Source organism: Neptunomonas marina (assembly GCF_004005935.1).
GTDB lineage: Bacteria > Pseudomonadota > Gammaproteobacteria > Pseudomonadales > Balneatricaceae > Neptunomonas > Neptunomonas marina.
In genome coordinates, this window is the sequence record NZ_SACQ01000002.1 from 302,328 (window position 1) to 326,812 (window position 24,485).

Annotated in this window: 21 protein-coding genes; 6 read left to right on the forward strand and 15 right to left on the reverse strand. The window is 52.1% G+C overall.

From position 1 onward, the window contains the following. Window positions 1-3: 3 nt before the first annotated feature. The 5 genes from EOE65_RS06095 to EOE65_RS06115 are packed head-to-tail and all read right to left on the reverse strand — an operon-like array spanning window position 4 to window position 4,475. A complete protein-coding gene (locus EOE65_RS06095) occupies window positions 4-756 on the reverse strand; it encodes a glycosyltransferase family 2 protein (protein ID WP_127693407.1) in 753 nt (250 codons plus the stop codon). Further along, on the reverse strand, window positions 753-1,502 hold the full coding sequence (locus EOE65_RS06100; protein ID WP_127693408.1) for a polysaccharide deacetylase family protein: 750 nt from the start codon (window positions 1,500-1,502) through the stop codon (window positions 753-755). The genes EOE65_RS06095 and EOE65_RS06100 overlap by 4 nt, the downstream gene beginning before the upstream one ends. Further along, a complete protein-coding gene (locus EOE65_RS06105; RefSeq protein WP_127693409.1) occupies window positions 1,499-2,500 on the reverse strand; it encodes a glycosyltransferase in 1,002 nt (333 codons plus the stop codon). The genes EOE65_RS06100 and EOE65_RS06105 overlap by 4 nt, the downstream gene beginning before the upstream one ends. Beyond that, window positions 2,497-3,597 (reverse strand): glycosyltransferase family 4 protein, encoded by a 1,101-nt coding sequence (locus tag EOE65_RS06110; RefSeq protein WP_127693410.1) that lies wholly within the window; start codon window positions 3,595-3,597, stop codon window positions 2,497-2,499. Before EOE65_RS06110 ends, EOE65_RS06105 begins: the two co-directional genes overlap by 4 nt. Further along, window positions 3,594-4,475, reverse strand: a complete 882-nt coding sequence (locus tag EOE65_RS06115) for a mitochondrial fission ELM1 family protein (RefSeq protein WP_164847026.1) — start codon at window positions 4,473-4,475, stop codon at window positions 3,594-3,596. The genes EOE65_RS06110 and EOE65_RS06115 overlap by 4 nt, the downstream gene beginning before the upstream one ends. A gap of 236 nt (window positions 4,476-4,711) precedes the next feature. Between EOE65_RS06115 and EOE65_RS06120 the strand changes: the two genes are divergently transcribed. Further along, a complete protein-coding gene (locus EOE65_RS06120; RefSeq protein ID WP_127693412.1) occupies window positions 4,712-5,707 on the forward strand; it encodes a branched-chain amino acid aminotransferase in 996 nt (331 codons plus the stop codon). 62 nt (window positions 5,708-5,769) lie between these two features. Here the strand turns inward: EOE65_RS06120 and glnE are convergent, their stop codons facing one another. Beyond that, the gene (gene glnE, locus EOE65_RS06125; RefSeq protein WP_127693413.1) at window positions 5,770-8,682 is read right to left on the reverse strand and encodes a bifunctional [glutamate--ammonia ligase]-adenylyl-L-tyrosine phosphorylase/[glutamate--ammonia-ligase] adenylyltransferase; all 2,913 of its coding nucleotides are present in this window, start codon (window positions 8,680-8,682) and stop codon (window positions 5,770-5,772) included. Window positions 8,683-8,753: 71 nt separating this feature from the next. Continuing rightward, window positions 8,754-9,392, reverse strand: coding sequence for a CYTH domain-containing protein (locus tag EOE65_RS06130; RefSeq protein ID WP_127693414.1), 639 nt, complete (start codon window positions 9,390-9,392; stop codon window positions 8,754-8,756). Between the two features lie 232 nt (window positions 9,393-9,624). Between EOE65_RS06130 and EOE65_RS06135 the strand changes: the two genes are divergently transcribed. From EOE65_RS06135 to argA, 4 genes are all read left to right on the forward strand, one after another. Then, a complete protein-coding gene (locus EOE65_RS06135) occupies window positions 9,625-10,305 on the forward strand; it encodes a TIGR00153 family protein (RefSeq protein ID WP_127693415.1) in 681 nt (226 codons plus the stop codon). A gap of 26 nt (window positions 10,306-10,331) precedes the next feature. Next, window positions 10,332-11,597 (forward strand): inorganic phosphate transporter, encoded by a 1,266-nt coding sequence (locus EOE65_RS06140; RefSeq protein WP_127693416.1) that lies wholly within the window; start codon window positions 10,332-10,334, stop codon window positions 11,595-11,597. A 64-nt stretch (window positions 11,598-11,661) separates the two neighbouring features. Next, complete coding sequence (argE, locus tag EOE65_RS06145; protein WP_127693417.1) at window positions 11,662-12,828, forward strand: acetylornithine deacetylase; 1,167 nt, start codon at window positions 11,662-11,664, stop codon at window positions 12,826-12,828. Beyond that, window positions 12,829-14,166: an amino-acid N-acetyltransferase gene (gene argA / locus EOE65_RS06150; protein ID WP_127693418.1), complete on the forward strand. Its 1,338-nt coding sequence runs from the start codon at window positions 12,829-12,831 to the stop codon at window positions 14,164-14,166. On the opposite strand, the gene EOE65_RS06155 is transcribed toward argA, so the two are convergent. From EOE65_RS06155 to EOE65_RS06175, 5 genes are all read right to left on the reverse strand, one after another. Next, on the reverse strand, window positions 14,163-15,524 hold the full coding sequence (locus tag EOE65_RS06155; protein WP_127693419.1) for an ATP-binding protein: 1,362 nt from the start codon (window positions 15,522-15,524) through the stop codon (window positions 14,163-14,165). The two genes, argA and EOE65_RS06155, sit on opposite strands and share 4 nt — an antisense overlap. Window positions 15,525-15,534: 10 nt before the next feature. Further along, window positions 15,535-16,212, reverse strand: coding sequence for a response regulator transcription factor (locus EOE65_RS06160; RefSeq protein ID WP_127693420.1), 678 nt, complete (start codon window positions 16,210-16,212; stop codon window positions 15,535-15,537). A gap of 405 nt (window positions 16,213-16,617) precedes the next feature. Continuing rightward, window positions 16,618-16,809 carry a YgaP family membrane protein gene (locus EOE65_RS06165; protein ID WP_127693421.1) on the reverse strand — a complete coding sequence of 64 codons (192 nt, stop codon included), beginning with the start codon at window positions 16,807-16,809 and terminating at the stop codon, window positions 16,618-16,620. Between the two features lie 70 nt (window positions 16,810-16,879). Then, complete coding sequence (locus EOE65_RS06170; RefSeq protein ID WP_127693422.1) at window positions 16,880-17,536, reverse strand: Crp/Fnr family transcriptional regulator; 657 nt, start codon at window positions 17,534-17,536, stop codon at window positions 16,880-16,882. Next, window positions 17,533-17,769: a hypothetical protein gene (locus tag EOE65_RS06175; protein WP_127693423.1), complete on the reverse strand. Its 237-nt coding sequence runs from the start codon at window positions 17,767-17,769 to the stop codon at window positions 17,533-17,535. Before EOE65_RS06175 ends, EOE65_RS06170 begins: the two co-directional genes overlap by 4 nt. 155 nt (window positions 17,770-17,924) lie before the next feature. Here EOE65_RS06175 and ilvD point away from each other — a divergent pair, with 155 nt between their 5' ends. Beyond that, on the forward strand, window positions 17,925-19,757 hold the full coding sequence (ilvD, locus tag EOE65_RS06180; RefSeq protein ID WP_127693424.1) for a dihydroxy-acid dehydratase: 1,833 nt from the start codon (window positions 17,925-17,927) through the stop codon (window positions 19,755-19,757). A 36-nt stretch (window positions 19,758-19,793) separates the two neighbouring features. On the opposite strand, the gene EOE65_RS06185 is transcribed toward ilvD, so the two are convergent. The 3 genes from EOE65_RS06185 to EOE65_RS06195 all read right to left on the reverse strand — a co-directional run bounded on the left by EOE65_RS06185 (window position 19,794) and on the right by EOE65_RS06195 (window position 24,361). After that, the gene (locus EOE65_RS06185) at window positions 19,794-20,534 is read right to left on the reverse strand and encodes a sulfite exporter TauE/SafE family protein (RefSeq protein ID WP_127693425.1); all 741 of its coding nucleotides are present in this window, start codon (window positions 20,532-20,534) and stop codon (window positions 19,794-19,796) included. Then, the gene (locus EOE65_RS06190; RefSeq protein WP_127693426.1) at window positions 20,534-23,047 is read right to left on the reverse strand and encodes a putative bifunctional diguanylate cyclase/phosphodiesterase; all 2,514 of its coding nucleotides are present in this window, start codon (window positions 23,045-23,047) and stop codon (window positions 20,534-20,536) included. Before EOE65_RS06190 ends, EOE65_RS06185 begins: the two co-directional genes overlap by 1 nt. Before the next feature lie 72 nt (window positions 23,048-23,119). Further along, window positions 23,120-24,361 (reverse strand): EAL and HDOD domain-containing protein, encoded by a 1,242-nt coding sequence (locus EOE65_RS06195; RefSeq protein WP_240656926.1) that lies wholly within the window; start codon window positions 24,359-24,361, stop codon window positions 23,120-23,122. Window positions 24,362-24,485 lie beyond the last annotated feature (124 nt).

A 24,485-nucleotide genomic window follows, 5' to 3' on the forward strand; every position in this document is an offset into this window, starting at 1 on the left:
GCGCTATTTGGACTCCGTATCGCGGGCCACGTTTTGCTCGTAGAGCTTGGCTTCTTTTAGGAAGGCATAGAAAGCGTTCACCACACTTCCAATAAAGCCGCGCCGACCGTTTAAGTAGTTTCGCCTCAGTACGTAAGACTTAAAGAACATCACCGGAAACACCAACAACAGCTTCGCTAAACTGCTCGACTTACCCGCTTCGAACTTATCCAACGCTTTGCTGGTGGAATAGCGGTTGATCTTGTCCACCTTAACCGCGATCGAAAACTCACCATAATGGTTCACCGGCGCCTTCAACTTCGCGATGGGTCCATTAATCGTTAGGCTTTCGTGGTCGCGCTCGTGGCCATATTCGCCCAAGCTTTTGCGGAACAGACGTAGGTGGCGATTCTGCTTTGTTTTCGGGTGAATTTTGCGGCCGAGGAAATACTCCTGAAAAGGTAACGATGCCCCCACAAACTGATTCTGCGCCACCAGCGTTTGAATCTCTTCACGCAGTGCTGGCGTCAGCTCCTCATCCCCATCGAGATTAAGCACCCATTCGTGGGTACAGAGCTCTTTCGCAAACGCTTTTTGGCGCGCCATGCCCAGCCATGCCTGATGGTAAATACGGTCGGTATAGCGGCGTGCAATTTCGAGGGTTTTATCCGTGCTGCCACTATCAACAATCACAATTTCAGCAAAATCTTTAACGCTTTCCAGCGCGCGTGCGATATTTTTTTCTTCGTTTTGTACCACCAAAAATACACTGATCATACGCGATATCGCCCTTTAGCTAATGCGATGGCAAACTGCCAACGATTGGTACTACGCAGCACTGAAACGCGCTTAATGCGATGGTAGTCTGTCAGTGGCTCAATCCCCTTTTTAACGGTCACAGCGGAGGTAAACCCAGCCCTCTTCACCTGCTCGACATTCGCATCGTTAAAGCGACCATACGGGTAAGCAAAGGCATCACATGGCTTTTTCAGCAGCGCTTCAACCCAACGCTTAGATGCCAAAATTTCAGCCTCTGCTTGCTCTAAAGGGGTCTGGCTGACATTAATATGGGTCATGGTGTGGGCGCCAAACTCCACCAGACCAGAAGCATCCATTTCACGTATTTCATCTGCGCTAAGTTTCTCGATCTGCTCCATCTCTGGCGCAAGATAGATTGTTGCCTTCGCACCCTTAGCTTTCAAAATAGGAAACATCACCTGATAGTTATCGCGAAAACCATCATCGAAGGTTAGCGCAACGCGCTTGTGCGCGGCCTCAGGCACGGCTATCAACTCACTGACTGTACAAAACTGATAGCCCTTACCGATCAGGTAATCGATCTGCTCAGCAAAGCGCTGCGGTGTTACCACAAGCTCCGCAGGCGTATCGCCAGGCTGCTCCTGCACGCTGTGATACATCAGCACCCGCGGCGCCAGCGCATCCACAGAAGGGCGCCACCAGTTGTAATGGGCCGACAGGTAAAGGCCAACCAAAAACAGAATAATAAGAAGTAGATAGATCATGCGCCGATATTACCCGCTAAGGCAGCTTGGTAAAACTCTTGATACTGATGGGCGATGCGTGGCCACGTAAAGGTCTCAGCATTGGCATCGGCAAACTGGCGAAACGCAGCACGATAGTCCGCGTGATGAGTGATCATATCTGTCAGTTTTTCGACCAACGCACCCTCGCAGATCAAAAACTTCGCCGGCAGTATCTCGGGCGCTGCACCCACCTCAGTCGATAACAACACATTGCCATAAAAAAGCGCTTCAGCCATGACGAGGCTGTAACCCTCGCTGCGTGATGCGATCACCACAGCGTGCGCTTGTGTCATACGCCGTGGCACATCGTTTTGCTGCCCCAATAACTGTACGCGCTCCCCAAGCGATAGCTGATCAACCAGTGCCGCAAGCGCCTGCCGCTGCGGCCCATCCCCGACCACATCAAGACTTACGTGCTCCGGCAGATGGGACATCGCCTCAATTAATTGATCAAAACGCTTTATGGGATCTAACCGCCCAACCGCCAGCAGTCGAACCTGCTCACTGAGTATTCGCGGCCGCAGCGCTGGATCAATATGAGTACCGTTAAAGATCACCCGTGCAGGCTGAGTAATGGACTGCTGGACCTTACCCGATACGGCAGTGACGTAGGGTAAGCGGTTAAAAACCCTGCCCTTACGGGAGTTGTGCTTGGTTGCGACCTGCGTAAAACGCACCACACGACCCAATCGCGCAATAATCTTTGATGCTTTCGCGCCATGGCTGTGCACAACGTCCGGTTGCAACTGGGCAATGGTTTGGCGCAGTTTGAAGTAGAGCCGCGGATTATAAGCTGACTCACTGGCCGGCAGGCGCACAACAGCTACCTGATCCGACAGCCGTGCTAACCATCGACTGCCAGTAAACGCAGCAACCGTTACCGATACCCCTTGCCGCGCCAACTCATTACTGAGATCTGCCACCACTTTCTCCGCGCCGCCATCTAGGCTAGACGCTAAGAACATCAGTATCTTCATGTCACGAGTTCCTTGTAGAGTGCGAGTGTGCTTTGCAGCATCTCAGCTTTGAGAAAGTGTTGATTAGGTTTTGGCGCTACCGGTGTATCGAGCAGCGCGGTCACGTTGGCTTCGAGCGCATCCAGATCGCTCAACGGAGACAAACCCTGCGGATATAACGCACGCAGAATTTCACCAACGCCACCATGATCATAGCCAACCACCGGCACACCTTGAGTGAGCGCTTCCGCGACGGTGCGGCCGAACGCTTCAGGCTTGGTCGATAGCGAGAGCACCACATCAGTGCAGCTGTAGAGTTCCCGAATATCAGCACGTGCTCCGGTAAAAAATAGCACCTCTTCAAGCCCTTTATCTGCCACAAGCTGGCGCAGCTCTTGGGCATAGGCTTGCCGTTTTGGATCCTCTCCACCCACAATAAGCCCAGCCACGGGCTCACCTTTATCACGCAGCCGTACGATAAGCTCAATAAAATCATGATGCCCTTTTAAGCGCGTTAAACGCCCCGGTAACATCAATACTTTACGGCCTGCTAACTGCGGAAAGTCCTGATGGTATTGCGCCAGCCAACTCTCGCTGGGTTGGTATTGATAGGGAAAGTCAGCAGGGTCGACACCTCGGAAAATCCGCGTGATCTTCTGGTCCGGTGTTTGGGGGTAGCTCGTGCGAATATAGTCTGCAATGGTGTCAGAAACGGCAATGACACGCTCGCCGCGGGTCATGATTGCGCTATATGCCGAAACTGAGTACAGCCCATGCACTGTGGTCACTAAATGGGGGCGGCTTCCAGATGGCAGCCCACGCCACGCAAGCCACATCACCCAAGCAGGCATACGCGAGCGTAGATGCAAAATATCCGGTTGCTCTTTCTGCAGCCAACGGCGTACCGCCCAGATATGCCGAAAAGTCAGTAATGATTTACGCCCCAAATCCCAGCGATAGTGGCGGCTTCCTGCGGCTTCCAGCGGCGCCACGAGCCGCCCGCCTGCAGAGACAACAACCGATTCGTGACCCGCGGCCACAAGTGCTTGTGCCACCTCCAGCGTCCCTTTCTCGACACCACCGCCATCAAGGTCGGGAAGGACTTGTACCACTTTCATAGCCAGCCCTTTTTCATAATCCAAGCGGCTGCGCGATCGGCTTCTGCCAAGGGAGCATCGGTGGATCGCTGGCGCTGCGTTAATGTCATCACGCGCATTGAAGCCTTCAAGCGCGCCAGTCCGCGTGTTACACGCGAACCTCCAGATTTGATTGGCAACTCGAATACGCCCGTTTCACAACCGGCACTCAGCGCTTCATACACCATCGAGATACTATCTTCGGTTACCCAACACGCACTGGCACTGGCTAATTGTTCAGGCAGCCAGTGCCGCGAGGTATTTTCAAACGGCATCACACACAGCTGCGGATAATCTGCTGCGCGCTGTAAAAAACTCTCGGGCGTGCGCCGCGATGTGGTCAGCAACCACTGCTGTGTGGTGTCCTCTAATAAACTATCAATCTGCTGCCAGATATGGTCATCACTCCAGTCAAAGTGCTTCGATGGCCCACCCACAAGTATCAAGCCTTGATCAACCTGCTTGGTGCCCGGTTGCATCCGGTTTAAGGCGCCCAATGTAGCTAACGTGTTGGGTAGCTCCGGCGGCTGATCATGCTCTGGGATAATAGCGGCACTAAACCAAGCGCTCGGTAGCGAAGGGCGCATCAATACCACCGCTTTGCAACCCACTATCCATTGCAGCGCCAGTAAAGATAGATGCGTGCGGCGCCCCGTGCCCACCACCAGCTTTACATGGCTGAATGCGTGCTGTTTACCGGTAACTCGGGCCGCGATAAGGGCAAAGATAGCGCGCCAACTCAAGATCGTATGCTCAGTGCACGAAAGCTGTGGCGCAGCGCGGCGCAATGCATCCACCAAGCCAAGCGACTGATTCACATGTCCGGGCTTACCATCGCTGATGATGCAAATATCTGACACAAGGGATTCCAAAGCTGAGTGAAAAGCAAAATATCAAGCGTTTCATCATACTAGAGTATGGCGAAACTCCCAATTACCAAACGCTTTCAGGCGGTTTGCGCATTCCCTTTTACCGCCCCACTGTATTACAATCTGAGCCATATCCCGAGTCGCCAACACGTGTTATACGGACCCTGTTCCACCCACTCTGCTTATTGGTTGACTCACCTAACTGTTAGTTTTTTGAGGTAACCCGCATGGCAGCATTTGGTACTGTTTTTATGCCAGAGATGTCGATCTCTTGGTTTGACGGCGAAGGTTGGAGCACAGCTGAGCGCGTCGCAAGCGACAGCATCCAGCTTCACCCCGGAGCGCATGTTCTTCACTACTCCAGCACCTGCTTCGAGGGCTTAAAAGCTTTCCGCCATCAAGACGGTTCCATCAAAATTTTCCGTATGGATCGTAATATTGCCCGCTTTGCTCAAAGTAGCGAGCTGCTATCGTTGCCTGCGATCGATCCGGCACAAACTGAAGCGATGATCCTTGATATCGTCAAGCACTTCGCCGCTGATGTACCTGAGCCACCGGGTTCTATGTATATCCGCCCAACGCACTTCGGTACGGAGCCTGCCATCGGTAAAGCAGCTGCGCCATCGCTAACCTCGTGCCAATACATTTTGCTCTCTCCTGTCGGGGATTACTTCTCTGGTGGCGACACCACCTTGCGCCTGCTGCTAGACGATACCGGCATGCGCTGTGCACCACACATGGGAATGATCAAAAGCGGTGGTAACTACGCCAGCGCGTTGAACCCTATTTTAAAGGCGAAGAAAGAGCTACAGGCTGATCAAGTACTGTTCTGCCCAGGCGGTGATGTGCAAGAAACAGGCGCAGCGAACTTCCTACTGATCGACGGCGACGAAGTGATCACCAAAGCACTCGATGAGAGCTTCCTGCACGGCGTGACGCGTGACTCAATCCTGACGATCGCAAAAGATTTAGGTATGAAGGTGTCTGAACGCCAGCTCACAGTAGACGAACTACTCGAGCGCGCTGCTAAACCGGGCTGTGAAGCAGCACTATCCGGCACAGCTGCGGTATTAACACCGGTGGGTACATTGATCCACAAAGGCCAAGAATACAAAGTCGGCAACGGCGGTGTGGGTGAAACCACAGTGAAACTGCGCCAAGCTTTGAATGCGATTCAGTGGGGCCAAGCTGAAGATAAGCACGGCTGGCTTACATCGATCTAAGCATCTTTGATCGCAAAAAAAACCACCTCTATGCAGGTGGTTTTTTATTTCAGCGTTGCGCCTTAATGGCTCGTTTGCATCACGCGTTGCCAGATCGTTCTAACTTGGTCGCGCAGCTCGCGCATCTCCGCTTCTTTGATCACACTTGACTGCTCTTGCAACGACAATCGATGGCCAGTCGCACGATACGCCTTATAGGCTTCACGCAGCTGCTCCGCTTCTGCTGCGCTCAGTAACCCCTCCCCTTCACAGGCATCCAAAATACGAATGTTATCCGAGTAGCGATACAAACTTGGGTAGCTGATGGCATGAGCCAACACTTGGTACTGCACTAAGAACTCAATGTCTACGATACCGCCTTGATCCTGTTTCAAATGGAACAAGCCCTCAGACTGAGCCTCATGCTCCGATGTCCCTAGATGCTCACGCATTTTTTCGCGCATCTCAACCACCGCTTGTTGCAGCGCTGGCAGTTCCCGTGTTTTCGCTAACACACGTGCACGCACGGCCTCAAAGTCCTCAGCCAACTGGCTTGGACCTGCCACAACGCGTGCTCTTACCAACGCTTGATGCTCCCATGTCCAAGCTTCCTTATGCTGATATTCTTCAAAGGCACTCAACGATGACACCAACAACCCCGAGTTACCGGAAGGCCGCAGGCGCATATCTACCTCATAAAGCTGACCGCCGGCGGTAAAGGTGTTCAGAATATGGATGATGCGTTGCCCTAAGCGGGTGAAGAACACTGAGTTGGCGATGGACTTTTCACCGTCGGTAAAGAGGTTCGGGTCGCAGTCGTGGATAAAGACCAGATCCAGATCCGAGCCATAAGACAGCTCAATGCCACCGAGCTTGCCGTAGCCAACAACAATAAAATCCAGCTCGCTGGGAGTACCTGCGCTTTTGAGCGGGCGGCCATGCTTTTCAACCATCAAGCCCCAAGCGATCTCCAAAACGCTTTTCAGAATCGCCTCCGCCAGCCATGTGAGGTAATCACTCACCTTCATCAGCGGCAGTACACCGGTAATGTCTGAGGCCGCAACCCGCAGCATATGGGCGCTTTTGAAGTAACGCAGCGCCTCCATCAGTTGCTCAGTATCCTCTTGTGGAATCCTCAGCAACTGCTGACGCAGCTCCGCTTCAAGCTGGGCTTTGTCCGGCGGTGTGTAGAGGGTGCGTGGGTCAATCAGCTCATCGAGCAGCACTGGCTTTTTCGCCAACTGATCAGCAAACCACACCGATGACGAACATAGCTTGATAAGTTGCTGAATCGCAGCGGGATTCTCCGCGAGCAACACCAGATATGCCGAGCGGCGCAACACCGCTTGCACCAGCGTTAAGACGCGGCTCAAGGTTTCGGTGGCGTTATCCACCGCAGAGATCTGTTCAAGTAGCTGCGGTAACACCGCTTTTAAGCGCTCAAGACCGGTTTGCTGCAGCATCTGTACTGTGCGCGAGTGCTTCAGATCGTTAATCAGCTTAAACGCGCGTGCTGGGTCATCGAAGCCTTGCTCCGCCATCACCGCAGCGCCCTCTTCGTCGGATAGCTCATCGGTCCAGACGGTTAGCCAGTTATTGGTACTCGCCTCATCACCGGTGCTTTCTTCAGCCGGCGCAATGACATCCGCAAAGTGGCGACGCACAGCGTCACGCTGCGCGTCTAATTCATTTACAAAGGCCTGCCAATCAGAAAAGCCCATCACAAATGCCAGCCGTGCTCGGCCAAGTTCATCCTGCGGTAGCTCCTGAGTTTGCTTATCAGCGAGCGCTTGAATGGCGTGTTCGGTGTTACGCAAAAAGGTGTATGCATCCAACAGTTCGGTGACTGCATGTTCGGGCATACCCACCGTTTCAGGTAGGAGCGGAAGAATATTGCGCAACTCACGCTGCTGCAGCCGCAGATCACGTCCGCCGCGGATTAGCTGAAAAGCTTGTGCGATAAACTCCACCTCACGAATACCGCCAGAGCCGAGTTTGACGTTGTCTTCCAGACCTTTGCGGCGCACTTCGCGGTTGATCATCTCTTTCATATCGCGCAGTGACTCAAACGCGCTGAAATCGATATATTTGCGATACACAAACGGGCGTAGCTCTTTGAGCAGTTCAGCCCCTTTCTCTTGATCACCAGCGACAATACGCGCTTTGATCATGGCGTAGCGTTCCCAGTCACGGCCTTGATCTTGATAGTAGTGCTCCATCGCCGCAAAGCTGATCGCTAAGGGGCTTGCAGAGCCAAACGGGCGTAATCGCATATCCACGCGGAAGACGAATCCCTCGCCATTGAGAGTATCGAGTGTTTGAATCAGCTTTTGTCCAAGGCGGATGAAAAAGTCTTGGTTAGCCAGACACTTTCGCCCGCCCACTGTCTCGCCATTTTCAGGGAAGCAGAACATCAAATCGATATCGGAGGAGAGGTTCAACTCATTGGCACCGAGCTTGCCCATCCCGATCACAACCATCCGCTGCGGTTGGCGCTCGCCCTGTTCATCAGCAGGCCCGTGCGGTGTACCAAAGCGCTCACAATGGAACCGATAGAGATGCTCCAGTGTGACATCGATAAACGCGTCAGCCATCCAACTCAGCTCTTGAGTGGTACTTGCCATATCAGCACGCCGCGTGAGATCGCGCCAGATCAAACGGATCTGCTCTTGCTGACGCAAGCGGCGCAGCACCGGCATCAGCGCTTCAGCACTGCTGAGCGTTTGGGTGGCATCTTGGATAAGCGCCCGATACGTTGCGGCCGTGTAGGGTTCGGTTAACGCGTTTCGAGCCGTGAGTTCGGTGAGAAACTCCGGGCGACGTTGCAGTTGCTCGGTCACAAAGTCACTGCCAATCAAAACCTGATACAGCTCGGGTAGCAGCGCATCATCGAGCGCCGCCGCGATCAGCTCATGGTGGTCTTCCAAGCGCGTTAGCTGTTGTTTGAGAAGGTCATGCAGTTCAGCAGGAAATTGGCTGTAATCGGGCTGCAACATTTAAGACTCCATCCGCTCAATCGATTTTGTCTCAGCTTATCAAAGGTTGCCGCCCGTGGGGATGATCTTTATCAGCCGTTGCGAGCACAATCGAAAAGCCGATAGCCACGCTGAGCTTTGCTTATATCGCTGGGCACCAAGGAGGGGATCTGCTGTTGCAACTGCTGGGCAAAACTGTTGATGGCTGCTTCAGCACCGCGCTTGAGTTCAATCTCCACTTCGCAAATGGGCTCTTGGTAGCGCTGCTCAGTGTCTGGGTCCTCAAACACAACACAGCCTTGATCGATCACCACCTCTAACTCACTTCCTTGCCACTGAATATCCCAAAGGGTGCGCGTAAAATCAGTACTGAAAATAGCAAGTAGCTGATCTTGTAGTTGGGTTTTATCTAACGCCTCAGGCCACTCCACTTCAGTGAGCTTTTGCAGGTCCAACTGTGGTGTTGCCAGTGCCCACTCCCATTCTTGACGCTGGTGCAGTCCGTTGATGCTGCGCCCTTGGGTTTTGAAGGTTTGGATAAAAGCCTCACCATCACGGCGAATCCGCAACGCGACCTTGGCACCACTTAATGTAAGCGAAGGGGTGTCGTAGTACTGGTTTTGCAGCATTTTATGCTCGCCTGCGGTTCCTGCCATATCGCTCAACTCGCTTTTTAGTCTTTCGATATCCTCTTCAGGAACCAGCATTTTCAATTCAGTTTCAGTCGCCACACGCTTCCCCAACGTCAAAAAGTGGCTCAAAAGCCATATGATTTACAATGTATATCGCTCTCATTTACGCATCATATACAGTCGCGATTTATTACATTTTTATTACAACAAAACAGACTGATTCGACGCAACAAATGACACTTTTTTTACCTTTTCATGTCATTTTCGCTACAAATAAATGACACCGGCTTTTATACTTGCGCCCGAAAAAATTTCAATTAGGCCCAAGGTTATGGTTACCAATAATCCTATTTTGCAAATGTTCGCCCGCTCACCTTTCAAACCGATGCAAGAGCATATTGCGAAAGCAAATACTTGCGCTCGTGAGCTACTGCCATTCTTCGAAGCAGTTATCGCTGATGACTGGACAAAAGCCAAGGACATTCAGCACCGCATCGCGGTTTTGGAAGGCGAAGCAGACGCACTGAAAAAGGATGTTCGTCAAAACTTGCCCAACAGCGTGTTCCTACCGGTACCACGTTCGGACCTTTTAGAACTATTGCGCATGCAAGACAAGATAGCGAATCGCGCAAAAGATATTTCCGGCATCATGCTAGGCCGCGAAATGCCGATTCCAGAGCCTATCCAACCGCAGATGCTCGCTTTTGTTCGCTCTGCTCTTGCCACCTCTGAGCAAGCCCTCAAATCCCTCAATGAACTGGATGAGCTGGTGGGTACTGGCTTCCGCGGTCGTGAGGTCGAGATTGTTGAAAATATGATCATTGAGCTGGACGAGCTTGAGCACAAGAACGATGAGCTTGAGCGCGAGATCCGCTCCCAACTGTTTGAAATTGAGCGCCAATTGCACCCGATTGATGCCATGTTCTTGTACAAGGTAATCAACTGGATCGGCGACCTTGCCGACCGCGCTCAACAAGTCGGCAGCCGTCTACAGCTGTTGCTAGCTCGCTAAATTTCTAACTTACGAAAGGCATAATCATGAGTATTATTGCGCAGTACGGCGATATTATCGTTATTTTGGCCTGTATCTTTGGCTTTTTCATGGCTTGGGGTGTTGGTGCAAACGATGTGGCAAACGCCATGGGCACCTCCGTCGGCTCCAAAGCCCTGACCCTTAAACAAGCGATCATGATCGCGATTCTCTTCGAGTTTGCCGGTGCCTATCTAGCGGGTGGGGCGGTTACCTCGACGATCCGTAAAGGGATTATCGATCCCGGCATTTTGTCAGGCAATCCAGAACTACTGGTGTTCGGCATGATGTCAGCCTTGTTGGCAGCGGGTATTTGGCTCTTGGTCGCTACACACTTTGGCTGGCCAGTATCGACAACGCACTCGATCGTCGGTGCTATCGTCGGCTTCGCAGCAGTTGGTATATCAGTCGATGCGGTTAACTGGGGTAAGGTATCTAAGATTGTTGCGAGCTGGGTGGTCTCGCCGGTCACGGCAGGCTTTATAGCCTTCTTCCTCTTCCGAAGCGTCCAACGCTTGATTTTGGACACGGCTAACCCATTCGAAAACGCGAAGCGCTACGTACCAATGTACATCTTCTTGGTAGGTTTCATTGTTTCCATGGTGACCTTCACCAAGGGTTTGAAGCATATCGGTCTTGATCTGTCATGGGGCATGAGCGCTCTGATCTCTGTTGGCGTGGCGGCGCTTACAATGATGCTGGGTATTGCGATGCTCAAGAAAGTGAAAGCCGACCCAGAAGCCGATAAAGATTACCACTTCGCCAGCGTTGAGAAAGTATTTGGCGTCCTGATGATGTTCACCGCATGTGCCATGGCATTTGCGCACGGCTCAAACGATGTGGCGAACGCGGTTGGTCCATTAGCAGCGATTGTCGGTGTGGTTAACTCTGGGGGTGAAGTTGTACAGAAATCGGTAATGCCAGCATGGATTCTGCTGCTAGGTGGTGCAGGTATCGTGGCTGGCCTCGTTATGTATGGCCACAAGGTTATCGCAACGGTGGGTAACAACATTACTGAGCTAACACCGAGCCGTGGTTTCGCCGCGACATTGGCAGCAGCCACAACAGTGGTCGTGGCCTCAGGAACAGGCTTACCCATTTCGACAACACACACGCTTGTGGGTGCAGTTTTGGGTGTTGGTATTGCTCGCGGTTTAGCAGCATTAAACCTACGTGTTGTCGGTACGATCTTCGCTTCTTGGATCGTTACACTACCAGCAGGCGCGATTCTGGCGATCATGTTCTTCTTTATGTTTAAAGGCATGTTCACCTAACCTCGACCTCTCCCTCGAAAGCCTGCACAATAGTGATGAATAACTAACGTGCAGGTTTTCGCTTATGCAAACGCCCACCTTATTAGAGATGATGACTCGCCTTATCGGTGAGCCTTCCGTTAGTTGCACCCTGCCCGAATGGGACCAAAGCAATCTCGGTGTTATTGAGCTGCTGGCAAGTTGGTTAGAACCGTTAGGCTTCCAGTGCGAGGTACTCCCGGTACCTGACTATCCGGGTAAAGCCAATCTGGTTGCCACACGCGGCAGCGGCGATGGCGGCCTCGTATTAGCCGGCCATACCGATACCGTCCCCTTCAACGCTGAACTTTGGCAGAGTGATCCATTCACGCTGACCGAGCGCGATCAGCGCTTCTACGGCTTGGGTAGCTGCGATATGAAAGCGTTTTTCGCCCTTGCGATCGAAGCTATTAAAGCCCTCGACACCCGCGATCTCAACGCACCGCTCATCATCTTGGCAACCGCCGATGAAGAAAGCTCAATGTCAGGTGCTCGGGCGCTGGCAAACAGTGGCTATCCGCGCGCTCGGTATGCTGTGGTCGGAGAACCCACTAGCCTGACACCCGTGCGGATGCATAAAGGCATCATGATGGAATCGCTGCGCATCAAAGGCCGTGCCGGGCACTCGTCGAATCCTGCTCTCGGTGCAAGCGCGCTCGATGCCATGCATAGTGCGCTTGGAACGCTACTCTCATTTCGCCAAGAGCTACAAGAGAATCATCAGAACAGCGCGTTCGATGTTTCCGTACCGACGCTCAACCTCGGTTGTGTGCATGGCGGAGATAACCCAAACCGAATTTGTGGCCAGTGCGATCTAGAGTATGATTTACGCCCGCTACCGGGCATGAATATTGCCAACCTGCGCGAAGAGGTTGATAAGCGCCTCGCGCCTATCGCGGATCAGTTCGGTGTTGAATTAACGCACGAGCCGCTATTTCCCGGCGTCCCCTCCTTCGAGACGGCAAAAACCGCTGATTTAGTGGCCACGGCAGAACGATTAACCGGCCAAGCATCGAAGGCCGTGGCGTTTGCAACCGAAGCGCCGTTTTTACAATCGCTAGGCATGGAGACGATTGTGCTGGGCCCTGGCAGTATCGACCAAGCCCACCAGCCGGACGAGTATCTCGCCTTTGATCAGATACAACCGACCATTGACCTACTCCAGCAGCTAATCCAACGTTACTGCCTAGCGCCGCACAAGGAGAGTTCCTAAGTGTCTGACTCGAGTACAGACTATGTTGGATGGTTCCGTCACTCATCCCCCTACATCAACGCACATCGGGGCAAAACCTTTGTAGTGATGTTAGGCGGTGAAGCGATCGACCACGCCAATTTCGAAAATATTATTCACGATATCGCACTGCTGAACAGCCTTGGCGTACGACTCGTATTGATTCATGGTGCACGCCCACAAATCCAAGAACGCTTGGACGAGAAAGGGGTTGATTCGCAACTGCACCACCACCTCCGCGTCACCGATAGCGAGACACTCGCCTCGGTTATCGAGGCGATTGGCGTGTTGCGCACGAAGATTGAATCAAAACTCTCAATGGGGCTGATCAACACACCGATGCACGGTGCCGAGCTGCGCGTTTCATCAGGTAATTACGTCAAAGGACGCCCATTGGGTGTGCAAGATGGAGTCGATCTCTGCCACACCGGTGAAGTACGCAAAATCGACCATAACGGTATTCGCCAGCAACTTGACCTTGGCAATATCGTACTGCTCTCGAATCTTGGTTACTCCACCACAGGCGAGATTTTCAACTTACCGGTGGAAGAGGTTGCATCGCAAACCGCTATCGCTTTGCAAGCTGACAAACTCATTCTGTTTGGTGCACAGAGCGGTATTATCGACAGCCAAGGCAGCACCCGTAGCGAGTTGCTGGTGCGCACGGCAGAGCGCTTCCTCAACCAATATCTTGCGCAGCTCGACGATCCAACGCAGAGCCATACCGAACTCGCACGCCTGCTATTAATGGCCACACAAGCTTGCTCAGGTGGGGTTCCCCGCAGCCACTTAATCAGCTATCAGGATGATGGCGCGTTGCTAGCCGAACTGTTTACTCGCGATGGTTCAGGCACCATGGTTGTGCAGGAGTCCTACGAGAAAGTGCGCGAGGCAGAAGGTAGCGATATCAACGGCATTATCGAGCTGATCAAACCGTTAGAGGAGCGCGGGGCCTTGGTGCGCCGCTCACGTGAACTGCTTGAGGCTGAAATTGATAACTTCTTTGTGGTTGAGCGCGATAGCGTTGTGATTGGCTGTGCTGCGCTCTATCCATTTCAGGAAGAGCGCGCAGCTGAGTTGGCATGTGTAGCGATATCGCCCGAGTACCGTGGAGGCGACCGTGGCGAACTGCTGCTTGGCGCTATCGAAGCTCGGGCACGCGAGATGGGACTCTCATCTCTGTTTGTACTCACCACGCGCACCGCGCATTGGTTTATTGAGCACGGTTTTACCGAAACCTCACTGGAGCAGCTACCGGGAGAAAAGCAGGCGCGCTATAACTTCCAACGTAACTCGAAAGTGTTCAGTAAACCACTTTAGCCCAGCGGGAATGTGATGCGGAAACTCGCTCCCCCGAGCGAGGATTCGCCCACCTCTAACTGGCCGTTATAACTGCTCAAGATATCCACAGCAACGGTCAAACCGATACCTTGTCCGGGAGCCGCTGATGTATCGACACGCGCTCCCCGCTCAAGAATCACCTGACGCATCTCGGGTGAAACACCGAGGCCATCGTCCTCGATATCAAGCTGAATTGCATCTTGGCTAGTCGCCAGCGTGACACTGACATGAGAGTGGCCATACTTGAAGGCGTTCTCAAGCATATTGCCTAGCAGCTCCATTAGATCGCGCTCGTCTGCGGCATAAGCCGCCGATTCATCTAGGTCCAGATCAAGGCGCACACCTTTTTCACGATAGACCTTCTCAAGCGCAGAGGTGATCCGCTTGATCATCGGCGCAATGGCTGTTGTTGACTGCGCCATGCTCTTACTTTGGCTACGTACAGCACGCGCTAACTGATATTGCACAATTTGATCCATGCGGCGGACCTGCTCATCCACCACCGAGCGATAACCCTCTGGCGGCAGCTGTTCATTACCCGCTCCACGAATAACGGCGAGTGGGGTTTTCAAGCTGTGCGCCAAATCACCCAACGTATTGCGATAGCGCTCGCGCTGCTTGCGCTCCACATGCAGTAAGTGGTTCAAGCTATCTGTTACGCCCTGTACCTCTTTCGGATATTCACCCGCCAAACGCGTGGCGTAACCGCGCTCAATATTGACGAGATCATCCACCATCGCTTGCAAAGGACTTAACGCCCAGCGTGTAATCACTGCCTGAATGACCAGCGAGAGCAGAATAACCGCTACCAACCACCCCCATAACTGCAACTTGTATGCAGTCATGGCAGACTTCAGCTCTGAATCAGGTTGCACGATAGTAAAGAGATAACGTCCGGCAGCCCCCTTACCGCGCCACTGAACGGGATATTGATATATAAATAGCGCTTCGTTTTGCCAATGCTCAAAGCGCACTTGATCAACCTCCAGCGGTCGATCAGCCAACGCATAGGATAAACCGTCACCGTAGGGCCGCGCTGCTGAACTCGACCACTGCAGCTCACCTTGGTAATCATGGATATATATCGGTAGCTGCTCACCCACACCGGCACTAAGCGAAACTGCGGCCAAACGCCCTTTGTCATTTTCAGCTGTTGCGTTAATGACCAGATAGACTTTAAGCCGCATACGCTCTTCTAAAGAGAGCTCGAGGTTGTCATAGAACGAGTTTTGCAGAGCAACACCTGCTACCCCCACCATCAGGGGTAGCAAGATAAAGGAAGCTACGAGGAGTCGCGCCTTGAGAGAGGTGGGCAGCCTGCAAAGCGCCGCTTTCATTAGCAAAGCTTTAGGAAGCAGGCAGATCGAAGCGGTAGCCTAAGCCCCGAACAGTGGTTATCGGCTGTAGCTGTTGATCAGGGTCCAGCTTTTGGCGCAAACGACGAATAAACACTTCAAGGACGTTACTGTCGCGGTCAAAGTCTTGATGGTACAGGTGTTCTGTTAATTCAGCTTTGGAAACCGTCTTACCTGCGTTCAGCATCAAATACTCAAGAGTACGATACTCGTAGCTGGTTAACTTAACAGGGCGCGACTCGAACGAGACAACGCGGCCTGTTGTATCCAAGCTGAGCGGCCCAAAGTTCAGTACCGGCTTGGCATGTCCTGCCGCACGGCGCAATAGCGCGTTCAGGCGCGCGGAGAGCTCTTCCATATGGAACGGCTTCACGAGGAAGTCATCTGCGCCCGCTTCAAGGCCTTCCACTTTGTCTTGCCAATCGCTGCGCGCAGTTAGGATCAACACAGGAAAATTACGCTTGTTTGCTCGCCACTCTCGAATTAACTCAACACCGGATAGTGATGGCAAACCTAAATCCACAATGGCTAGGTCGTATGCAAATTCTGATCCCAGATAAAGCGCTTCTTGCCCATCTGCAGTCTCTTCTACTGTATAGCCTCGCGACTCAAGGCCAGTTACTAGCTGACGACGCAGATCTGCATCATCCTCTACGACTAAAAGCTTCATCCTGCTCTCCTATTTCCTATCATCAGACCCATACTTGTCTGATCGATATCAGGTCATACGCTGACGGTTAAGTACCCAGCGTGACGCTGATTCCTCTGACATTGTGAACCAAACACGTCCATATTGACTAACAAGCCACCTTGGCTGTATTTGCTATCGCGTCCTGAATTAAAGACGTTAATAGATCATATCGTAGCAACTGCGTCAGGAAGGGGATAGACAAACTTCTCTTCTTAACTACGGACCTGATAAATAGCGCGCTAAGACTGACAAGATGCGGGTTAATAAAAGGTTAACAAACGCCTATTGGGAGGGTAAAAATGTCCGCCATAGAAGACATTAACTGCTAATAAACGTAGGGCAAAGAGGAAAGGTGGTGGCTTTCAAAGACACCACCTTCGCGAATTACTCGCAGCGGCGGCAGGTAGATACGTTGAGCACTTTATAAAGCGGGCACCAACCAAATAGCGCTATCAAAACCACTGGCACACCAATCCAGCCCCAAGGGGTTTGTGGGCCAACAAACACTAGAGCGATAAGCACCAAGCCTACTACTACACGAATGATTTTATCGACAGTACCGATATTCTTTTCCATGGTTCAACTCCTTCTGGAAGAATTCAGCACTTAGTATCCATCTGGTGCCTCACATTCTCAGTGACTCAAGTCACACGGCATTTTTACTTTTTTTATGTGCTGCCACCAAGGCGTGATAATCAAGAATAACCACCTGACCACGCGCCAACGCAACAACCCCTTTCTTTTCGAGAGTTTTGAGCTGGCGAGAGATTACCTCACGCGCAGAGCCCAACGCATCAGCTATCTGTTGATGCGACATACTGATCACCAATCCGTGGCGACACTCACCCAGTAGAAACTCGTTTATGCGTTGCTCAATAGTATCGAATGCCACCGACTGAACGAGCTGAAGTAAGCGTGTTAGACGGCTTCCGTAGCTGGAAAACACAAAGTGCCGAAAGACGTCACTCTGATCCATTAAAGAACGAAACTGCACCACTGGCAGCACCCAGAGCTCGGTGTCTTCCTCTGCAATGGCTTCTGCAGGAAAGCCTTCACCCGCCATCAAACAGGACGTGGTTAATACACAGGTTTCGCCAGGATGGATGCGATACATATCGATCTCTCGCCCCGCGCTAGAGCGCGCGAACACACGGATACAGCCTGTAACCACCACCATAAAGCCTTGGCAGTCCTGCCCTGCGCGAGCCAACACCTGACCATCCGCGGCGTGAAGGCGCTGTGCATGCGTCTCAATGATGTGCGCAATGGGGGCACTCAGCGGTATGGCGCTCTGGTCGTTCATTCAGACGACGCTTCTCGTTTAGCGCGTGCCAGCAACATTACATAACGGATGTTGTAGGCAAAACCCAAAATCAATGCGATAGGCAAAGTGACTAGAAACAGCTTCCCAAAGGCTGAATCATTATAAAGGTGGCCCACCCACAAGCTCGCAACACAGATCAGCGCCACAGGTAAACCAGCCTTCATTAGCCGCAGTAGCCATTTATCTTGGCGAATTGCCTTTCGATCGGTCATGTTCATACTCATAGTCATTAGCGAGGCTTCAAATTCACATTTCAACGCCAGAAAGTAAAGGCACCTGACCTAACACTTTGGGTTGATCATCCCATCGCCGTTATTTTTGGTATACTCGGATCTCCGTGAAACAGAACCCAATGAGAGATTGACTCATGCCAGTTTACCGCTCTAAAACCTCTACTGCCGGCCGTAATATGGCAGGCGCGCGCGCACTGTGGCGTGCCACCGGCATGAAAGACGAGGACTTTCACAAGCCTATCATCGCGATCGCTAACTCCTTTACCCAGTTTGTTCCTGGGCATGTCCATCTAAAAGATATGGGGCAGTTGGTCGCTCGTGAAATCGAAAAAGCGGGTGGCGTTGCCAAAGAGTTCAACACAATTGCTGTTGATGATGGTATCGCCATGGGTCACGACGGGATGCTCTATTCTCTGCCATCCCGCGATATTATTGCCGATTCTGTAGAATATATGGTGAACGCTCACTGTGCGGACGCCTTAGTCTGCATCTCCAACTGTGACAAAATCACACCGGGGATGCTGATGGCAGCAATGCGACTAAACATACCGGTTATTTTTGTCTCCGGCGGCCCAATGGAAGCCGGTAAAACCAAGTTATCCGAGCACAAGCTAGACCTCGTGGATGCGATGGTACTAGCAGCTGACCCTACTGCGTCTGACGAGCTTGTCGATGCCGTGGAGCGCTCAGCATGCCCAACCTGTGGTTCATGCTCGGGCATGTTTACCGCCAACTCAATGAACTGCCTCGCAGAAGCACTTGGCTTAGCATTGCCGGGTAACGGTACCGTTGTGGCGACTCACGCAGACCGCGAGCAACTATTCCTGCGCGCTGGCCGCAGTATCGTTGAGATGGCAAAACGTTATTACGAACAGGAAGACGAGCGTGTACTACCGCGTTCTGTCGGCTTCAAAGCGTTTGAAAATGCCATCACGCTAGATATCGCCATGGGCGGATCAACCAACACCATCTTGCATTTGCTTGCTATCGCACAAGAAGCTGAGATCGACTTCGGTATGAACGACATCGATCGTCTGTCTCGTACCGTTCCGCAGCTGTGTAAAGTCGCGCCAAACACCCAGCAATACCACATTGAAGATGTACACCGTGCCGGCGGCATCATGGGTATTTTGGGTGAGCTTGATCGTGCTGGGAAACTCCACACTGACGTGCCAACGGTACATACCGAGACCATGAAAGACGCGCTGGATGCGTGGGATATCATGCGTAACCCGTCACCAGAAGTCGTGGAGTTCTACAAAGCAGGCCCTGGAGGCATTCCAACTCAACAAGCGTTCAGCCAAGCAAGCCGCTGGCCAACGCTGGATGGTGATCGCCAAAACGGTTGTATCCGCTCGCTCGAAAACGCCTTCTCCCTTGAAGGAGGCCTTGCTGTACTCAAAGGTAACATTGCCTTGGATGGCTGTGTTGTAAAATCAGCAGGGGTGGATGAGTCTATTCTGGTATTTGAAGGCCCTGCGCACATTACCGAGTCTCAGGACGAAGCCGTCGCCAATATCCTTGATGATAAGGTCAAAGCAGGTGATGTTGTCATCGTACGTTACGAAGGCCCGCGCGGCGGACCAGGTATGCAAGAGATGTTATATCCAACCTCTTACATCAAGTCGAAAGGCTTAGGCAAAGAGTGCGCCCTGCTCACCGACGGCCGTTTCTCTGGTGGTACATCAGGTCTATCGATCGGACACGTATCGCCTGAAGCAGCAGCCGGTGGCGCTATTGGCCTAGTACGCAATGGCGATATGATTCGCATCGATATCCCGAACCGCACCATTGATGTACTACTCTCTGATGAAGAGCTAGCTGCACGCCGAGTGGAGCAGGATAAGCTAGGCTGGAAACCTGTGGAGGCTCGCCCTCGTAAAGTTTCTGCTGCTTTGAAAGCCTATGCGAAACTCGCAACCTCAGCGGACAAGGGTGCCGTACGCGACCTTAGCCAGCTGGACTAAGTGCTAGATCTGCAAAGCCCGCGATAGCGGGCTTTTTTATGTCAGCCCCTGATAGAGTAAACGTAACGCAAGCAAAGTGACCACCCCACGAAATACCCACGAGAACATAGCGGCGGGTATACGATTCAACACTTTCAAGCCTAGCCATGTACCAACCACACCGGCTGCAATCATCAGCAGAATCACCCACAACCATTCACTGAAAGCAAATCCAACCACGCTAAATACCACACCTTTCAAGAGGTGTTGAAAAGACATGCAGGTTGCGAATGTTGCCACTGTTTGTAATTTAGAGAGCTTACGGCGATGCAGAACCGCCGCCACAAGCGGCCCGGTCGCACCAACAAACGCAGACAACAGCGTTGTCAGCCCACCTGCCGCAAAAAGCTGAGTTGATGATAAGGATACTTTTGCCGGCTTAGGCCCCCACACTAAGTAGATAATAAATAGCGCCACACTGATTCGAAGTAGGTCAAGGGGCAGCTGTACAACAACAAAAGAGGCCGCCACAGCCCCTAAAACTGCCCCACCCAAAAACAAACCAACCACCTGCCAATCAACATGGCGGCGCGTCATCCAAGCGCGATTACCGTTCGAGCCCAACTGCACCAACCCATGCACTGGAATTAATGCCGCGAGCGGCAGCATTTGCGACAGCACCGCAAGCAAAAGAACACCCCCGCCGATGCCCAGCGCGGCGGTAATGAAGGAGGTCAAGCCGCTTAACATCATCAGCCAGCCGACATCTAGCCAAACGATACTTTCCGGCAACCACATCACTCTTCACCCAGCTCCCGACAGAGAAAGCTTAATAGCTCAGGGAAGTTAAGCGGCTGGCTAAAGAGGAAGCCTTGGCCAACATCACAACTTTGCTCAGCAAGGAACTGATGCTGCGCTTTCGTTTCGATGCCTTCAGCAACAACACGCATACTCAAGCGATGTGCCATCGAGATAATCGCCGCCGTGATCTCCATATCGTCTTGATGGTCGGGAATATCTTTAATGAACTCACGATCGATCTTCAACACATCGACCGGTAGGGTTTTCAAATAATTGAACGAGGAGTAACCAATACCAAAATCATCAATCGCTACAGTGACACCTAAGTGTTGCAGAGCTTGCAAGGTTTCAATCGCCACCTCTACATCCTGCATCAATAAAGACTCGGTGATCTCAAGCTCAAGATTGGCGGGATTAATCTCGAACTCAGCAATGGTCTGCTGAATCATACTCAGTAACTGTGGATCACGAAATTGCCGCGACGACAGATTGATCGCAACGCGCACATCATCAAAACCGAGCGCGGCCATCTCACGAATCGTCAGGCAGGCCTCTTCCAACACCCAACGCCCCAAAGAGACGATAAAGCCCGTCTCCTCAGCCACCGAGATAAACGCATCAGGGCTGACCAAACCTTTATTCGGATGCTCCCAGCGTAACAATGCTTCAACACTCACCACTCTGCTGCTAGTGAGATCAAGCTGGGGTTGGTACTGCAGGATAAACTCACCGGCATCTAAAGCACGCGGCATCTCTCGGGAAAACTGTACATATGTCTGTAGCTGACGGTGCAGGTTTTCATTGAAGAAGCGGTACTGATTACGCCCCTTCTCCTTCGCCTGATACATGGCAAGATCAGCGTGCTTAAGAAGGCTTTCCGGTGTATCTGCATCTTTTGGCAGCCAAGCCAGCCCTACACTCGTGCTGATTTGAATATCGTAGCTATTGATATAGTAGGGCTTTGCGATAGCGTCTAAGATTGCCTCAGCCACCGCCTCGATATGGTTAACGTTGTGCGCGTTGCGAATCAAGATGGCAAATTCATCGCCACCTAAGCGCGCTGCAATATCCCCCTCTCCGATACAGCTAACGAGCCGCTCTGCGACCTCCACTAACAACTGATCCCCAGTGCCATGCCCTTGGGTATCATTGATAGCCTTAAAGAAATCGAGATCCAGCAGCATAACAGCCGCTGTCGAAGTTTCAGTGGTTGGATCAAACAGCTCAGCGAGCTCTTTAAAGAACAGGCGTCGATTCGGTAGCCCTGTCAGCTCATCATAAAGCGCCAAACGCTCCATACGGGCGTGCGCGTCTTTCAGCTCAGTGACATCTTCACAAACAATGACAAAGTGGGTGAGCTCATCGTACTCACTATAAACGGGCGAAATCGATGCAAGCGACCAAAACAGCGAGCCATCTTTGTTCCGGTTTTGCAGCTCACCGCGCCAGTTATTGCCACTCATAATAGTGTTCCAAAGCAGCTCATAACGTTCACTATTGAGCCACTTGCGGCTGAGCAGGTCTGGCTGTTTACCTTCAATCTCCTCAAGAGCAAAGCCGGTCACTTCACTATACTTGGGATTAACGTATTCGATAGCGCCCAGAATATCGATAATCATGATACTTGAACCGCTCTGGACAATAGCGCTAGAGAGCTTACGCAACCGTGCTTCAACCGCTTTACGCTCAGTAATATCTTGGCACGTACCTACCACTTTGACGACACGTTGCTCATCATCACGCAGCACACGGCTAACTAAGTGAATATGTCGGCATTCACCAGACGCCGTTGATACACGAAAATCGATCTCCCCCTCCGAGCCTTCGTGCAACATAGCTTGAGCGGCCTTGAGCACCATCGTGCGATCCCCAGGGTAAAGGCTCTGAAAAAACGTCTCTTGATCGACTTGCTCAGCCAATGTATTGCGCATAACAGCCGCAAGACTTGGTGAGCACCAGAACATACCACTGTGCGCACACCACTCCCAACAGCCAAACTGAGCCAGCTCATGGCACGAAGCGAAGGCTCCATCACTGCGCCTAACCATCATCGGCACATCTGCCTGGGCGATAGAGCGCGACTCAACCTCTTCTTTGGGCTGTTCAGATGGTGAGCGACGTAACCCTGCCAACAGCAAACCAACAAACAGCGCTGCTAAGTAGCCGAGATTATGTTTGCGCAGGTCTGCTGTAATTGTGGCGCGCAACGAGGGGAGTTTAATACTCGCCGCAAGTGCGGAGGAGGACTCAGAAGGGTAAAGTTGCAGCACCTCTGAGGCCGGCGCTTCCGCTGAAGCATCGGTGGAAAAGAAAACGTGATCAGGGTCTGCGAGGTTAAGGACCTCCGCATATTGGGCTAGGAGCGCTCTGTCCTGAGCCGCTTCAACCACTGAAAGGCGTTGCAGGTCATCGCGAATCTCGGTTAGGCGAGCTTCAACTTGCGTATCGATTTGGTGCGGTAATAACAGTGTTTCGCTGAGCACAATTGCTACAACTAAACACACCGCCATTAACGTCACATGTTTCGACACAAGTCGGATCAATTCTAAGCTCTCCTAACCATTGCATAATGGCCACCTTAATCAGCCACGCAGGGCTTTAATTACGGTGTCAGACCAGTTCAAGCTATGGCGATAAGCGACTTCATAATAGCTACGCGGGATTCGCGCCATCAGCAGGTCAAACTGGCCTCGTTCATAATTTTCAACATCCCGCAGCGTATCGCCTAACGAGCCGGTGTAGTGCAGCAGGGCGTTTTTAACTTCACTGTTCAGCGGCACTTGCTCAAGTAGCTCCGCCATTTCGATATCAAACAACGCATCCAACTGCGACAAGAGGCCAACCATAAAGTAGTTCATCGCCCCTTGATAGCCTGATAGCTCTGCGATCAGTTCACACATACGCCCACGGATCAGCATATTGCGGGTCAACTCAGTCGGGCTACCGTTCACACCGGTGGTTAAAAACAACAAAATCCAGCGGCGGATCTGATCAAGCCCAAGTAGCGTAATCGCATGCGATAAAGACTCAACTTCACGCGGCACCTTGAAGGCAGCTGAATTCACCACCTTTAAGATTTTGTACGTGAGCGCAGGGTCGTTCACGGCAATCTGCTCTAAAGAGGCCCCTGTTGCCGTTTCTCGATCTAATTCGGTTAACAACTGCAACAATAAAACTTTGTTACCCGCGATACGCTTGCCTTTGATCGGCTCTGGTCGACTCAGAAAGAAACCCTGATAAAGCGAGAAGCCCATCTCAAGACACTGCCTGAACTCCTCTTTTGTCTCGACCTTATCTGCGAGTAGATCCAAATTATGAGGTCTCAGCTTTTGAATCACCTCAGGTAGGCGGGCCATGCCCAGCGCTTGGATATCTAGCTTCACCACATGAGCGATATTGAGCAATGGCTGCAAACGCACATCGTTTGGATCATAGTCAGCCAGTACTATCTTGTACCCCTCTTTTGCTTTCTCTTGCAGAGCTGCGGCTAACTCAGGCGTTACATTCGAACGCCCTAGCAACTCCAGCGCAAACAAGGCGGGCGGCAAAGCCGGAAGCGTACCCGACAGCAGCACCTTGTCGGTGACCTTCAAATAGAATGGTAAGCGCTGCTCACCACCATCACCCACAACACTCGCGTAGGTGTTCATAACCACATCGAAGGTAGCGACTTCATCCTTTTGCGGCGACATCGCGTGCGGGTCATCTCCGCGAAACAGCAGTTCAAACGCAACAACATCTTGGTTCTTCGAGTAGATAGGCTGACGCGCCATCAACACATCTAGCTGGTGATCGCCATCGAGGATTGAGTCTAAACTTGTCACTAAAATCTCCATGCGCGAGAAAGCGCGCTCTTATTATGATCTTAAGCCGGAGCTCTGAACCCTAGCTTACTCGACCCAAGCGCCCTATGGCTAGGCCGCAGGACGCTTTAGATATCGCCAATAT

Excerpts from the sequence above, each read along its gene's own strand:
- EOE65_RS06155 (WP_127693419.1), bottom strand. The coding sequence starts at position 15,524 with ATGAAAGCGGCGCTTTGCAGGCTGCCCACCTCTCTCAAGGCGCGACTC.
- EOE65_RS06140 (WP_127693416.1), top strand. The coding sequence starts at position 10,332 with ATGAGTATTATTGCGCAGTACGGCGATATTATCGTTATTTTGGCCTGT.
- EOE65_RS06110 (WP_127693410.1), bottom strand. The coding sequence starts at position 3,597 with ATGAAAGTGGTACAAGTCCTTCCCGACCTTGATGGCGGTGGTGTCGAG.
- ilvD (WP_127693424.1), top strand. The coding sequence starts at position 17,925 with ATGCCAGTTTACCGCTCTAAAACCTCTACTGCCGGCCGTAATATGGCA.
- EOE65_RS06170 (WP_127693422.1), bottom strand. The coding sequence starts at position 17,536 with ATGAACGACCAGAGCGCCATACCGCTGAGTGCCCCCATTGCGCACATC.
- EOE65_RS06095 (WP_127693407.1), bottom strand. The coding sequence starts at position 756 with ATGATCAGTGTATTTTTGGTGGTACAAAACGAAGAAAAAAATATCGCA.
- EOE65_RS06135 (WP_127693415.1), top strand. The coding sequence starts at position 9,625 with ATGGTTACCAATAATCCTATTTTGCAAATGTTCGCCCGCTCACCTTTC.
- argE (WP_127693417.1), top strand. The coding sequence starts at position 11,662 with ATGCAAACGCCCACCTTATTAGAGATGATGACTCGCCTTATCGGTGAG.
- EOE65_RS06190 (WP_127693426.1), bottom strand. The coding sequence starts at position 23,047 with ATGGCGGTGTGTTTAGTTGTAGCAATTGTGCTCAGCGAAACACTGTTA.
- EOE65_RS06105 (WP_127693409.1), bottom strand. The coding sequence starts at position 2,500 with ATGAAGATACTGATGTTCTTAGCGTCTAGCCTAGATGGCGGCGCGGAG.
- EOE65_RS06160 (WP_127693420.1), bottom strand. The coding sequence starts at position 16,212 with ATGAAGCTTTTAGTCGTAGAGGATGATGCAGATCTGCGTCGTCAGCTA.
- EOE65_RS06185 (WP_127693425.1), bottom strand. The coding sequence starts at position 20,534 with ATGTGGTTGCCGGAAAGTATCGTTTGGCTAGATGTCGGCTGGCTGATG.
- EOE65_RS06100 (WP_127693408.1), bottom strand. The coding sequence starts at position 1,502 with ATGATCTATCTACTTCTTATTATTCTGTTTTTGGTTGGCCTTTACCTG.
- EOE65_RS06175 (WP_127693423.1), bottom strand. The coding sequence starts at position 17,769 with ATGACCGATCGAAAGGCAATTCGCCAAGATAAATGGCTACTGCGGCTA.
- EOE65_RS06120 (WP_127693412.1), top strand. The coding sequence starts at position 4,712 with ATGGCAGCATTTGGTACTGTTTTTATGCCAGAGATGTCGATCTCTTGG.
- glnE (WP_127693413.1), bottom strand. The coding sequence starts at position 8,682 with ATGTTGCAGCCCGATTACAGCCAATTTCCTGCTGAACTGCATGACCTT.
- EOE65_RS06165 (WP_127693421.1), bottom strand. The coding sequence starts at position 16,809 with ATGGAAAAGAATATCGGTACTGTCGATAAAATCATTCGTGTAGTAGTA.